The sequence below is a fragment of the Pedobacter sp. B4419 genome (assembly GCF_059693725.1).
On the sequence record NZ_JCASSL010000002.1, the window covers coordinates 359,048 to 373,829 of the forward strand.

Annotated in this window: 10 protein-coding genes; all 10 read left to right on the plus strand. The window is 42.1% G+C overall.

Going from position 1 to position 14,782, the window contains the following annotated elements; translation table 11 throughout:
* The first annotated feature begins 2 nt into the window (after window positions 1-2).
* The 10 genes from AC570H_RS13225 to AC570H_RS13270 all read left to right on the plus strand — a co-directional run bounded on the left by AC570H_RS13225 (window position 3) and on the right by AC570H_RS13270 (window position 14,632).
* Window positions 3-599 carry a hypothetical protein gene (locus tag AC570H_RS13225; protein ID WP_497355549.1) on the plus strand — a complete coding sequence of 199 codons (597 nt, stop codon included), beginning with the start codon at window positions 3-5 and terminating at the stop codon, window positions 597-599.
* Window positions 600-1,016 carry a GNAT family N-acetyltransferase gene (locus AC570H_RS13230; protein ID WP_497355551.1) on the plus strand — a complete coding sequence of 139 codons (417 nt, stop codon included), beginning with the start codon at window positions 600-602 and terminating at the stop codon, window positions 1,014-1,016. It abuts the gene before it with no gap.
* 165 nt (window positions 1,017-1,181) lie between these two features.
* Complete coding sequence (locus AC570H_RS13235; RefSeq protein WP_497355553.1) at window positions 1,182-2,300, plus strand: M42 family metallopeptidase; 1,119 nt, start codon at window positions 1,182-1,184, stop codon at window positions 2,298-2,300.
* A gap of 523 nt (window positions 2,301-2,823) precedes the next feature.
* Complete coding sequence (locus AC570H_RS13240) at window positions 2,824-3,372, plus strand: RNA polymerase sigma-70 factor (RefSeq protein WP_497355555.1); 549 nt, start codon at window positions 2,824-2,826, stop codon at window positions 3,370-3,372.
* Window positions 3,373-3,435: 63 nt separating this feature from the next.
* Window positions 3,436-4,593: a FecR family protein gene (locus tag AC570H_RS13245; RefSeq protein WP_497355557.1), complete on the plus strand. Its 1,158-nt coding sequence runs from the start codon at window positions 3,436-3,438 to the stop codon at window positions 4,591-4,593.
* Window positions 4,594-4,821: 228 nt separating this feature from the next.
* Entirely contained in the window at window positions 4,822-8,010 is a 3,189-nt protein-coding gene (locus AC570H_RS13250) for a SusC/RagA family TonB-linked outer membrane protein (protein ID WP_497355559.1), read from the plus strand.
* A gap of 17 nt (window positions 8,011-8,027) precedes the next feature.
* Window positions 8,028-9,479, plus strand: a complete 1,452-nt coding sequence (locus AC570H_RS13255; RefSeq protein ID WP_497355561.1) for a RagB/SusD family nutrient uptake outer membrane protein — start codon at window positions 8,028-8,030, stop codon at window positions 9,477-9,479.
* A gap of 85 nt (window positions 9,480-9,564) precedes the next feature.
* The gene (locus tag AC570H_RS13260; RefSeq protein ID WP_497355563.1) at window positions 9,565-10,032 is read left to right on the plus strand and encodes a hypothetical protein; all 468 of its coding nucleotides are present in this window, start codon (window positions 9,565-9,567) and stop codon (window positions 10,030-10,032) included.
* A gap of 11 nt (window positions 10,033-10,043) precedes the next feature.
* On the plus strand, window positions 10,044-12,863 hold the full coding sequence (locus AC570H_RS13265) for a M16 family metallopeptidase (protein ID WP_497355565.1): 2,820 nt from the start codon (window positions 10,044-10,046) through the stop codon (window positions 12,861-12,863).
* Between the two features lie 5 nt (window positions 12,864-12,868).
* On the plus strand, window positions 12,869-14,632 hold the full coding sequence (locus AC570H_RS13270) for an SGBP N-terminal domain-containing protein (RefSeq protein ID WP_497355567.1): 1,764 nt from the start codon (window positions 12,869-12,871) through the stop codon (window positions 14,630-14,632).
* The last annotated feature ends 150 nt before the right edge of the window (window positions 14,633-14,782 follow it).

Genomic DNA, 14,782 nt, shown 5'->3' on the forward strand with positions numbered 1-14,782 from the left:
TTATGAACCCTAAACACGCTTTCAAAACATTTGTCATCCTCTTGGTAATTACACTAGGTTTTAACAAGGCAATGGCTCAGGATACGGCCAAGGTAGAGCAACCAACAGAGGTAAAATCGCTTAATAAAATTAGGCTTAACCTACTGGGATTGTATTACGAAAACGAACAAAAAATCGGGAAACAAACCACGCTTTATATAGGCGGTGGCTTGGCTGGTACTCTTTTGATAGAATATTACGATGGCGCTTTTACAAACGACGACAACAGCAAAACATATTTTAACCTGAGCCCAAGTGTTTATGCGGGCATCAGAAAATATTACAATTTTGAAAACCGTATAAAAAAGGGAAAAAGGACCATCAACAATTCGGGTAGTTATTTCGGCTTGGATGTAGCTGGTTATTTTTCTCCATTGTTTAATCACGATGGCTATTTTACCCCCGATTGGGAAATTGGAATTACGCCACAATGGGGCTTTCAGCATGCCATGGGCAAAAAGTCGAGCTTTGAGCTTTCCTTAGGCCCTACCGTGCGCATCAACGAATTTGAAACCTATTACGGCATTGATGCCAGGATAGGCTTTACCTTTTTATTATAGATGACAGCAGTAGTTGAACAGATATTTCCCTCATTAACTTGGCGCATTAGGCACATTGCCATGTATCCAGATCAGCCTTACGATTTTGTAAAACTGGAAAACGATTTCGAAGGCATCCATTTTGGCATTTACCTAGCTCATGAACTTACTGGCGTGGTGTCTTTGTTTACCGAAGGTACCGTTGGACAGTTTCGCAAGTTGGCTGTTTTGCCCGAAGCACAGGGGCAAGGCCTCGGCAAACAACTGATGGAATACCTGATCGATTTCTGCCAAGTGCAAAAACTGACCAAATTATGGTGCAACGCAAGGGTGAATGCCAAAGAATTTTACTTTAAATTTGGCTTCACCGAAACTGACCAGACCTATACCGCAGCCGGTTACGATTTTGTGGTTATGGAATTGGAATTAAATAGTTAACCGCAAAGAAAAGAAGAAAGTACAAAGTACACGGAACATCAAATTTAGCTTAAGGTTCTTTACCAAAACTTAAATTTCTCCGTGGCAAAGAAGATAAATAACAATACAAATCCATGAGCAAGATGATTGTTTAATCATCTAATCGTTGTAATCATATTATATATTATGGCAAAGAAAAAAGACGAAGAAAAAAAGAAAAAACACGTTCCTGTGGTGACCAAAAAATCGCTACAGTTTTTCGAAGAATACATTAACAATGCAGCGCCTACCGGTTACGAGTGGGGCGGACAAAAACTTTGGCTGGATTATTTAAAACCTTATATCGACGAGCATTTTATTGATAACTATGGCACCGCAGTAGGCGTAATCAATCCAAAAGCCAGTTATAAAGTAGTTATCGAGGCACATGCCGATGAAATTTCATGGTATGTGAACTATATCACCAGCGATGGTTTGATCTATGTGATCCGTAACGGAGGTTCAGATCATCAGATCGCACCTTCGAAGCGTGTAAATATCCATACCGAAAAAGGCTATGTAAAAGCAGTATTCGGCTGGCCTGCAATCCACACCCGTCATGGAGAAAAAGAACAGGCTCCAGAATTAAAGAACATCTTTTTAGATTGTGGCTGCACCAGCAAGGAAGAAGTAGAAGTCTTAGGCGTACATGTGGGTTGCGTAATTACTTATGAGGACGAGTTTATGGTATTGAACGATCGCTATTATGTTGGTCGTGCCCTAGATAACCGTGCCGGTGGCTTTATGATTGCCGAAGTGGCCCGTTTACTAAAAGAGAACAAGAAAAAATTGCCTTTTGGTTTATACATCGTGAATTCGGTACAGGAGGAAATTGGTTTGCGTGGTGCCGAAATGATTGCCCAACGCATTAAGCCTAATGTAGCTATCGTAACCGATGTGACCCATGATACCACTACTCCAATGATCAGCAAGATTACCCAAGGTGATTTAGCTTGTGGCAAAGGTCCGGTGGTTTCTTATGCGCCTGCCGTGCAAACCAACCTGAACAAATTGTTGATCAAAACAGCCGAGAAAAACGAAATCCCATTCCAACGTCAGGCTTCTTCGCGTTCAACAGGAACCGATACCGATGCTTTCGCCTATTCTAACGGTGGCGTGCCTTCGGCATTAATTTCCCTGCCTTTGCGCTACATGCACACTACGGTAGAAATGGTGCACAAAGAAGATGTTGACAACGTAATCAGCCTCATTTACGAAAGCTTATTGAACATTAAAGCCGATCAGGATTTTAGGGAGTTTAAATAGTTGAAAGTTAAAAATAGAAGTTAAAAGTGAACCGCAAAGAACACAAAAGCTTTCGTAAAGCATAGAATGAACAAATCCCGAGGAATTAATTTTTCTCGGGATTTTTTATTACACGTCATGCTGCACACCTATCCGGCATCTCATTGGTAAGAAAGACTGCTTCTTCGTTATGTTCATCGCAAGGACGACTTATCAATGTTCTTGAGAACCGGCCCTGCTCCATAGCCCCGATAGAAGCGGCAGCCCCGAGGTACGAGGGCTATAGCGAATACCGGGACTGGCTTTAATAGCAGCAGAAATAAGCGCTCCAAATACAAATTAATAGAATTGTTTGATTATGAACCACCTCCTCTTCCATTTTACATTTTCCATCTTCCATCTCTCCTACTCGTTCCTAAAATGTTCACATATTTTACATTAATTTTCGCAACAAAATCGTTTTAATCAGTGAATCAATAGCTTAACGTTTGCTTTGCTCCTTAACAAACATTATTTTTGATGTTTCAACATCAATAACCCAAACTTGTCCAATAACGTACATACCAACTCATTTGAACAATTGTTCAGAAACAACTATGCAAAGTTGTGCCACTTTGCCATGCAGTTTTTGAAAGACGATGAGCTGGCCAAAGATATTGTACAGGAAACCTTTGTAAGCTTTTGGGATAAGCAAGCCGAGCTGGAGTTAGATCCGGCAACGATTAGCTCTTTTTTATATTCGTCGGTTAAAAACGCCTGTCTAAACAAGTTACGCAGGCAAAAACTGGAAACTGGCTATTTGAACAAACAAGAGGCAGATCCTGCCGAAGAAGCCATTGGCCTTAATTCAATGATCCGCTCTGAAGTAATTGCCGAATTGCATAAAGTAATCACTACCCTTCCTAAAAACTGTCAGGCAATTTTTCGAATGGGCTATTTAGAAGGTCTAAAAAATCCCCAGATTGCTGCCGAATTAGGTATTAGCATCAACACCGTAAAAACACAGAAAAAACGCGGACTGCAACTCTTAAAAATGCGCGTTAATCCAGATTTTTTAGCGCTGATTTTAATTTTCCTGGCCCACCAAAAATAATTTTAAAAAAAAGTTCATTTTCTTTTCATCCTTTTTTGCTTTTCAGGTTTCTTACCTAAGAATATGAAAACGCAAAAAGACCCCGAATTAATTTCCAAACTGATTACCAAGTTCTTAAAGAACGAGCTTTCTGAACAAGAAAGTAAAGATTTTGAGCTATGGCTAGCCAGCGATCCAAATAACAGTGCGCTTTTAGAATCCTTTCGCGATACGGCAAACGTACAACAAGAAATCAACTACTTCGATTCTATTGATACAGATAGAGACTGGAACAAACTGGCGAATAAACTGAATTTAAAGCCTTCTCCAAAAATTGCTTGGCGCAAGCTCATCAGCTACAGCGCAGCCGCTATTCTTTTAGTGGTAGTTGGTGTTGGCGTCTACAAATATACCTCAACCCAGAATACCCAGTCGCCAGTTTTGGCATTGCAATCTGAGGCTTATGACATAAAACCTGGAAGCCTAAAAGCCATATTTACATCAGCAGATGGCTCATCCGTAAACTTGGATGGACATGCAGTGGCACAAGCCAACCCGATATTGGCCAACAAAGATGGTTTCTTGGTAGTTAACAATGCCAATCGAAGTCAAAAAGGCTATAACCTGCTCAAAACGCCAAAAGCAGGAGAATACAAAATGATTTTGCCCGATGGCAGCAAAGTATTTCTGAACTCGGCTTCAATTCTCAGGTTCAGCAACAATTTTAACAAAGGCGACAGGCGCGTTGAACTTTATGGCGAAGCCTATTTTGAGGTTGCCCATAACAAAGACCTGCCTTTCATTGTAAAATTCAACAATACCGAGGTTGAAGTATTGGGAACACACTTTAACATCAGCGCTTACCGCGGAGAAAAAGCCAAAGCCACCCTTTTGGAAGGTGCAATTAAAATCAGAACCGACAAAGACCAGGGCTTGCTTAAACCTGGCGACGAAGCCAGCATAGCCGATGGCCTGCTTAACGTACAGAAAGTAGACACCTATAAATCGATTGCCTGGAAAGAAGGCATGTTCTACTTCCATGAAGATGGCATTAAAGAAATACTCGACCAGATAGCCAGGTGGTACGATGTAAAGATCGAATACAACGGAGAACCTAGTACCAAAAAATATAGTGGCGATATCCGCAGGCAGGCTACCTTAAATCAGGTACTCGAAATGCTCAATGCGGTAAGCGGTGCCGATTTTACCCTTAAAGAAAGAACTGTAACTGTAAATTTTTAACCAAACCAAACAAACAACTTATGTAATAAACCAAACAAACTATTACAGCACAGGCACAAAAAAAACCGGGAACACTGCCATGTCCCCGGTTAAAATTTGTGTTTGTTCTCTCGACAAATTATTGAAATAAACCGATTTAAAAACTACACAAACAAAAATATGAAACATTTCCTTCTCGGCAAGTATCCGAGAAAGTATAAGCTATTTAATAGAACCACACTATTAGTTATGAAGTTAACTATTTTCTTGTTGATTGCCGGGTGCCTTGGCGTACATGCTTCGAGCTTTGCACAAAAGATAACCCTATCTGTACGCAATGCGGGTATTGAGAGCGTATGCACCGACATCAAAAAGCAAAGCGGATTTTCTTTTCTGTATGATGCAGCCGTACTTAAAAAATCGGGTACGGTAAGCTTGGAGCTTAAAAATGCTGCCCTTGAAGAGGCATTGAAACAAATGACCGCAGGCAAGGCCTTAAACTATCGCATTATCGATAAAACGGTAATCATTACCGAAGCCAAAACGACAAGCCAACTTGAAGATATTACGATTAAAGGGACTGTAAAATCTAAGGAAGGTCCCGGACAAGCCAACTTGCCTTTACCCGGTGCCGTGATCAGCATAAAAGGCACTAAGAGAGCGGTAGTTGCCGACGGGGATGGCAATTATACCATCAAGGCTCCTGCCGATGCTACATTGGTGATCTCGCTGATTGGTTATGGCACCAAGGAAATTGCCATAAACGGCCAAACCAACATTGATGCAGTATTGCTGCAAACCGCCAGCGACCTGCAGGAAGTGATCATTACCGCCTACGGAACTTCTGAGAAAAAGGAAAACCAAATTGGAAGTGCAGCTCAGGTAAACAGCGAACAATTGCAGCGTAAACCCTCAAACAGAATAGATGCTTTACTAGAAGGTTTGGTAGCTGGCGTACAATACGAGGCACAAGGTGCGGCTTTGAGCAGTGCACGCCCAAGGATGCAAACCCGGATTCGCGGCGAGGCCTCGTTTGGTGCTTCAAACGACCCGCTTTGGGTAATTGATGGCATCCCATTAAATACTGGCGACGAAACCAATATGATTCCAGGTACCCAAACCAGTATCAGCCCTTTAACTTTCATCAATCCTAACGATATCGAATCAATCGTAATCCTTAAAGACGCTACAGCAACTTCTATTTATGGCGCCAACGGTTCTAATGGAGTAATCCTGATCACCACCAAAAAAGGGAAGCCGGGTACTAAATCATTAGACTACAGCTTCAGAACGGGCATTAACGTATTGACCAATAACCGTTTCCATGTATTGAATGCCGATCAATATCGTGAGTTGTACCGCGAATCTTATTTAAACAATACGGCTTTAGATCCTAAAATGATGCCCGACTTAGGGACCGCTAATGTGGATTGGTATGATACCTTTTTCCGCAACGGCATTAACATGCAACACGACTTATCTTTTTCTGGAGGCACCGAAAAAACCAGGTATTACGTTTCAGCAGGCTATTTCAGTGAAAAACCAATCATGATCGCCAACGAAACCCAAAGGTTCACCACTAGGGCCAACATCGATCAGAAAGTTAATAAATCAATCGATCTTTTCTTAAGAGTAGGCGCTTCTTACAATGTGAACAACATGTTTTCGCCTGGCGATGCCTATTATAACAATAGGCCAATTGATGGCATTTACAACCCCGATGGCACTTTTGTGCTGAAGCCTTACAATGCCTATGCAGAAGCCAAGCTGAACGACGATAGGCAACGTACGGTAGCCGTAACCGGAAACATTGGCGGAACCGTTAGATTCTGGCCTTGGCTTACTTTTACCAGCACTAACGGTATCGATTACAGCAAAACCAGAGAAAACATTTATGGTTCGATGTACACCTTTAGCGAACGTGGCGATGGTATGGCTTATAGAGGCCATAGCAAAGGCTTTAACTGGGACAGTCAGCAAAGGCTTAATTTCGAGAAACGCTTTAAGCAACATGCTTTTTCGGCATTATTAGGCGCCGAGGCCAGAAGCGAAGACCGTAATTCTTTTTCGATTACAGGTTATGGCTTTTCAGACGATTTGATTAGAAATGTAGATTATGCTACCCGAGCAACCGCTCTGGTTTCTGGAGCAGAAAAAACCGGCGTTTCCTACTATGGACAATTGAGGTATACCTTATCTGATAAATACAGTATTTTGGGAAGTTTCCGTAGAGATGCCAATTCCGACTTTGGCTCTGACGTAAAATGGGCTACCTTCCAATCTGTTGGTGCTTCATACACCATTAGCAACGAAAAGTTCTGGAACATCAAGGCCATCGATTTTGCCAAATTTAAACTCAGCTATGGCACCAATGGCAACTCAAGGATCGGAGCTTACAAATCGAAAGGTATTTACACCTTTACCAATTCTACCATTTACAACGGCCAAGAAGGTGCCATTATGACTTCTGGTGAAAATCCAGTGCTTTCTTGGGAAACCACCTACCTCATTAACGGAGGCTTGAGCATAGGCTTGTTCAAACGCATTTCGATGGAGGTAGAGTTTTACCGCAATACAACCAAAGGAATATTAGATGCGGTAGATGTAACCCGTACAACCGGTTTTACCCGTATTTTACAAAACATCGGTTCGGTAAGGAACAGTGGTATCGAGGTCACATTAAACACCCAAAACATTGTTAAAGACAACTTCCAATGGAATACCTCTTTCAACATTTCGCACAACAGAAACAAGATTTTAAAATTGTATAACGGCAACGATAAAGTGCTCGACCTCACCATGAGACGCGAAGGAGAAGATGCCAATGCATTTTACCTTATTCGTTGGGCTGGGGTCGATCCACGTGATGGCGGTCCGCTTTGGTATGACAAGAACAACAACATTACCAAGGTTTTTGACCTTAACAATCGCGTAATTGTTGGCTCTAGTACACCAGATGTTTTTGGCGGGATGACCAACTCTTTCCAATACAAAAGCTTTACGCTTTCGGCATTGATGATTTACAATGTGGGTGGCTATGCCTTTAGCGATCTGCAGCGCGATGCCGAATCAGACGGACGTAACCTGGCCGATGATAACCAATCAACCAACTTGCTCGATCGTTGGAGAGAACCAGGCGATTTGACCAATATCCCAAAATCGGTATTGTTTGAAAACGCCAACAATGGCCGTAACTCTACCCGTTTCTTGCACAAAAAAACCAGTCTGCGCCTGCAAAACATCAGCTTAAATTATGGCTTGCCAAAAGAATGGTTAAGCAAAATAAAGTTGCAAAGGGCCAATGTTTATTTCCAGGCAGACAACGTAGGTTTTTGGACACCTTATTCAACGCCATCGAACAGAAACGATTACAAAAATTCATTTAACGCCTACCCGCAGCCATTGATCTTGTCATTTGGTTTAAATATGGGCTTATAAGATTTTAAGATACTGAAATGAAAAGAAATACCTATATCCTCACCCTGTTGGCCGTTGCCTGTATAGCTTTTGCTTCCTGCAAAAAGTTTCTGGAGAAAGAGCCGATCGGAAAAACCGGAAAAATCACTTTGTTCGAAACCGTAGATGGTGCCAATAAGGCCATGAACGGAGCTTACAATTCGATGCTTTCCTACTACAAGACTTCATTTGGGCTTTATGCCGATGTAGCGTCAGACAATGTGATCCGTGGCACCAAGGCCAATACACTTTTGCCACAGTTTAATTTTCAGAGCGTTGCCAGCGATGATGCTTTGGCCGTAGGCGATATTTGGCTCAATGTGTATGGCACTATCAACAATGTCAATAACATTATAGATGCCGTTCCTACCCTCAAATCAAAATTCCCGGAGGAAACCAAAACGCTCGATTTGATTTATGCCCAAAGCTTGGCTTTAAGGGCATGGTGCCATTTCGACCTGAGCCGCATTTATGCACAACCCTATAATTTTACGCCAGATGCCTCTCATTTGGGCATTCCGGTATTGCTTAAAACGCCTAGTCCGGGTGATCCTGTGTCACGTAAAACCATGAAGGAAACCTATGCACAGATCATCACCGATTTGGGCGCTGCACTGCCTTTACTGCAACAGTACGCCAACCATACCACACAGGCTACCATCAGCTATCAGGCGGCACTTGCACTGCTTTCGAGGGTGTATTTATACAAAGGCGATTGGGAACAAAGCATTACCTATGCTAACATGATCATCAACGATACGAATTACAAATTGGCTACTGCCAGTGAATATTTCTCGGTTTTTAACACCTATCAGGCCGACAACGCTACTCCTAAATTGGAAGCCATCTTCCAGCTTACCAATAAAGGTCTTACACCTGGTACAGGCAACATTTATACGGTTTATTCTGATGCCATTGGCGCGCAATATGCTACGGCAACAAAGTTGATCAACTTTTTCGACAATGATGACATCAGGCTAACTAAGATGTTTACCATTCCAACGTCTGGCGATAATGGTGGCAAATCATTAACCAAAAAATATGGTGATGGCACAGTTACCGCTAATACACCGCAAGTCATTCAGGTGATCAGGTTATCGGAGCTTTATTTGAACCGTGCCGAAGCCAAATGGCAATTGCAACGTTATACCGAGGCCGCAGAAGATTTGCGTATCATCTCGCAAAGAGCACATCCTAGTCGTACAATTACGATTACCTACAGCTCGAACGACGATTTGTACAAACAGATTGCCAACGAAAGAAATAGAGAGCTTTGCTTTGAAAACCACCGCTTTTTTGATTTGGCACGCCGTAAGGAAAACCTGCAGCGAAGTGCAGATTGCAATGCCAATGTGTGCAGCTTCACCTATCCAGACAATAGATATGTGTTGCCAATCCCTGCCAAGGAAATAGAAGCCAATAGATCGATTATTCAAAATACTGGCTATTAATCATGAAACCCTATGATTTACAATCGTACAACAGAATGTTCAAAATCATAGAGGCTTCATCACCATTGAGAAAAAATATAAACAGATGAAAAAATTTATAACCTACTTTGCCACCACGCTCTCATTGCTGTTTTTAATGCTGAGCTCGTCTTGCAAAAAAGAAACTACGCCATACAACCACCCGTTTTTTCACATTATGGTAGACAATCTTAGTGCGGTAGATGTACTTTCGAACCGCAAGGATATCGTAAACTATAATGTTTACCTCAGTGCCGAACTTCAATTCGAGCCGATTGATGTAACCTATGAAATTACGGTAGGCAACGGATTATTGGAAGGCCGCGACTTCGACCTGATTACCAAAGGCAACAAACTCACTTTTCCACAGGGGATTTTCGAGCGCCCGATCACCATTCAATGGAAAGAATCGCCGGTTGATCCTAGCAAAGACAACCGCATCATTATTAAACTCATTAGCAATACAAAAAACTATACGTTGGGCTTACCAGGTCCAGACCAGTTACAAAAACAATTGGTAATCATTAAAAAATAAAGAAAGAACAGATGACGAAGCAAAAGAATTTTAAAGGATTACTGGGACTGTTATTGATTTTCATAGCTACGGCCACCTCCGCGCAGCAGCTCAAGCAAAATCCGAACCTCATTACCGGAAGGCTCGAAAACGGCTTTACCTACTACATTTATAAAAACAGCAAGGCACAAGGCAACTCGGTATTAAGGTTATTTGTGAATGCCGGTTCACTCCAGGAAGAGAACGACCAACAGGGACTAGCTCATTTTATTGAGCACATGGCCTTTAATGGAACCAAACATTATTCAAAAAATGATGTGATCGAATTCTTGGAATCCAAAGGTGTAAAATTTGGTGCCGATTTAAACGCGCATACCAGTTTTGACGAAACCGTTTACAAGATCAGTATCAATACCAAAGATGAAAAGAACCTGGAAAAATCGATAGACATTATGGGCGATTGGGCTTTTGGGGTAACATTTGACAAGAATGAAATCGATAAAGAACGGGGCGTAGTAATTGAAGAGTGGCGCAGCAAGCAAGGTGCAGATAACCGCTTGAGAGAGCAATATTTGCCTGTGCTTTTCAATAAATCAAGGTATGCAGAGCGCTTGCCTATCGGGAAGGTTGATATCTTAAAAAGCTTTGACCGCCAACGTATTGTAGATTTTTATGAGAAATGGTATCGCCCAGATTTGATGTCAATTGCTGTGGTAACCGATATCGACCCTCAAAAAGTAGAAGCCTATATCAAGGCAGAGTTTAGCCAGTACAAGGCCAAAAGCAAAGCGCCAAGAGTATATTACGAACTTCCGGCACATAAAGACACGCTTTTTTCTATCATTACTGATAAGGAAGCATCTTCAATCGATTTGAGCATTTTTAATAAAATCAGTTCCTTCAAGGGCATCCAAACGGAAGCCGATTATAAAAACCAACTGATCCGTTCATTTTTTAATGCTTTGGCTAAAAACCGCTTCAGCAGGGTATCGCAGCTGCAGAATAACTTTAAAGAAGGCAGTTTCTCGGTAAGCAACCTGGTATTGAAGAATGGTATCGTATCAGGTGGCGTTTCTCTATTTCACGACCAGATTAACGAAGGCATAACCAAATACCTGAGCGAGGCCCAAAGAATTACGCGCTACGGTTTTACCAGCGATGAAGTAGTAAAGATGAGAGACGAATACATCGCTACCATTAAACGTGCAATGGCTACCGAAGACAAAACAGAATCGGAGACTTATGTAAACGAAATACACGATGTTTTTTATAACGGTACCGCCATGTTGGCAAAGGCCGAAAGAAACCGATTAGCCTTAAAGTATGCGCCACAAATCGATTCGTTGGCCATCATTAGCTTTTTGAAAGGCGTGGGCCAAAAAGGCAATACCGTGGTTTTGTTAACCGCGCCAGAAAAAGATGCCAAAAACCTGCCAAATGTAGCCCAGCTTAAAACTATGTTTGCAGCGGCAGCAAATCAAAAAGTGGAACCTTGGAAAGACAGTATTACCATTCCAAAAACACTATTGGCACAAGAGCCAAAGACAGGAAAGGTTGTTAAGGAAGAGAAGATAGATGCCGTTGGCGTAACCAAATGGACCTTATCGAACGGAACTACGGTATATCTTAAAACAACGGATGAGAAGAAAAACTACATCTCGCTTTCGGGCTTTAGGGCCGGCGGTATTTACGCACTTGATTCCACCCAGTTTGTTACCTCACAATTTGTAAAGCCGGTTACTGGCTTAAGTGGCGCTGGCGAGTTTAGCAGAAGGGCTTTGACCCAATTTCTGGCGGGTAATTCGGCTTCATCCACCCTCATTTTGTCGACTACCAGGGAAGGTGTAGTGAGTAGTGCCGATTGGAAAGATGCCAAAACCATGTTCCAGCTCATGTACCTGAAATGGGTATATCCAAATGCCGATTCGTTGACCTATGAGCAAGCTAAACGCCAAACCATCGAAAGGCTAGACAACAACAAGCTCTCTCCTACTTACGAATACAATAAAGCGATTGCAGAACTGCTGAAGGGAGATGATGACTACGCTTCGGATGTTTCTGCAGAACGCATCAACAAAGAACTGCGTTTTAAAGACATCTTGCCAATTTTCAAAAGTCGTTTTGGTTCTGCCAAAGATTTCCAGTTTGTCATTGTCGGCGGCTTTAACCTCGATAGTATTAAACCTTTGATTGAGCAGTACATTGGTGGCCTTCCAGCTGGCAACTACAACAACAAATTTGCTTACAATGGACCTGTGGGTGGCAATACGGCCAAAGACATTTTGGTTTATGCGGGCCAGGCACCAAAAAGCACCGTTAACCTTTTCTATCAAAGCAATAAGGTGAATTACGATTATCCGGAGATCTTGGTCCAAACCCTTTTGCAGGAAGTGCTGAAAGTAAAATTGCGCCTTAACCTGCGCGAAGAAAATTCTGGTGTATATGGCGTGGGTGTTTCCATCTCTTCAACCAGTATTCCTTCACCCTTGATCAGGTCACGAATTTCGTTTAGCTGCGCACCAGAATCTGCCGATTTCTTGATCAAGCAGGCACAGATCGAGGTTAAAAAAGTGGCCTATGATCCAAATTATTTCATCAGCGACTTGACCAACATCAAAATCCAACAGATAGACAGTTATAAAAAGCAGGCAGGCAAGAATTTGTTCTGGAGCTCATCTTTAAGAAACCAATTCTATTTTGGCTTTAAAGACTATAGTTTTTTTAATGATTATGAGAACATGATCAACAAAATTACACCAGCAATGATTTCGGCCTATGCCAAAAAATATTTGATAGAAACCCCTGGCATCAAAGCAGTACTCATGCCAGAAGACTTTAAGAAACTAAATTAACAGACATGAAAAATATAAAGCAAATCGCATGGTTGTTCTTGTTTGCTCTCGTTGGCTTACTGGGAGCCTGTAAAAAAGATCCTGTAATGTATGGCAAGGGATTTACCGCCTTCAAGTTCTTGGCTAAAGACGCATCAGGCACTGAAAAAGAATTCGTTGGTAACATCTCAGACGTCGAAATCGTAGTAGAGCTGCCTATCGAAGTTGATGTAACCAGCCTTAAGGCAAGCTTTTCTCTAGACAACGCCCGTACCATTGTACAGGTAGGCAAAACAGTGCAGGAAAACGGCGTAAGCACAAACGACTTTACCCAACCGGTTAGCTACACGGTTAAAGCAGAAGACAAAAGTACACGCAGCTATAGCGTTCGCGTAACTAAAAAGGTAGCCATTAAATCTTTTGGCTTTTACGTAGAAGACAATGCAGGCTTAGCCCAAAATTACATCGGTGTAATTAAAGGGACAGTTATCGAAGTCGGACTTCCTGAAACTGTAAACCTTACTACATTGGTGGCCCGTTTCGAAACTACAACTGGTGCCACATTAAAAGTGGGAGCTGTAGCACAAGAAAGCAAGAAAACAGCCAATGATTTTACTAATCCGATCACTTATTCGTTTACCGATGCCAGCTTGCCTTCAGTGGTAAACTTCACGGTTTCTACTTATTTCTTGGGTCGCCAGTGGGAGTTATTTGCAGATAAATTAACCGGACAGGTAACCGCAACAGGAATTAAAATGGCGATTAATCCATTTAACAATAATCCTTTCTTTGTTTATACACGTTCAGGAAAAGACGAAACCGGAGCAACGATTTCAAATGAGAATAAAAAGGTAGCCGTGATGGGTTTCAACGGCACCACATGGGCAAACTTGGGCAATGCTACCGGTATTTCAGAGCAAAGGGGCGATGTGGCGGGCATAGCCTTTAACAGTGAAGGCACGCTTTATGTAGGCTATAAGGATTACATGAACAGCGAAAACAAAGCTACAGTGCTCAAATATAATGGCACTGCATGGTCTGTAGTTGGTACGAGCCGTTTTTCTGCTGTAAAAACAGATTACTTTTCGCTTGCTATTGCTAAAGATGACATGCCAATTGTTTCGATGGCCAAAAATGGAACAGATAACAGTGGCATTCCGGCAAGGGGTTTATATGTAGCTGGTTTCAATGGATCAACATGGAATTCGATCACGCCTCCGGGAGGAATCGTTGTTTTCTATGACCAGATCATTAAAGGCTTGGATGGGAAAATCTATGTGGGTATCATGGATAGAGGCACCGGCGCCAATAAGCCTTCGCTCTACAAATACGAAAACAATACTTGGGCCGCTGTAGGACCAACTTCGTTTACCGCTCCTGATTTAATGGTCGGTTTCCAAGTGGTGAGTGTTGCAGTCGACAAAAATGGCGAAGCTTACCTCGCCTATCAAGTGGCTCCATCAGCAGGCAGGCTAAATCATATCATGAAGTATAACAAGGCAACCAACACTTGGCAAGAGCTGGGCAACCCGGCTTTTAGTGGCAGTGAAAAAGACAAATTTGCCTTAGGCGTTGATGGAGATGGCACCTTGTATTTTGCCTATACCAATGCTTCATCACTTCTGGTAAAAACATTTAACAAGAATACCAACAACTGGAATACCGAAAGAAGGGTAATCAGCGAAAAAGTAAACGAATTCGACATGCAGGTTGCAGGCGACGGAACGGTTTACATTGTTGCGAGCATTGCAAGCGACAACAGAACGGTTGTTTACAAATATGCCAAATAGATTAAAGGTTAGTTAACAATTTGGTTAAAACCCATCTCGAATAATTTCGGATGGGTTTTTTACTTTTATCCCTTTAAACAACCAAGAAAGCACTTTGCATCTAAATTTTACCACCTTCGGCACCTTAAAACTCTGTCAATTGTGAACCTA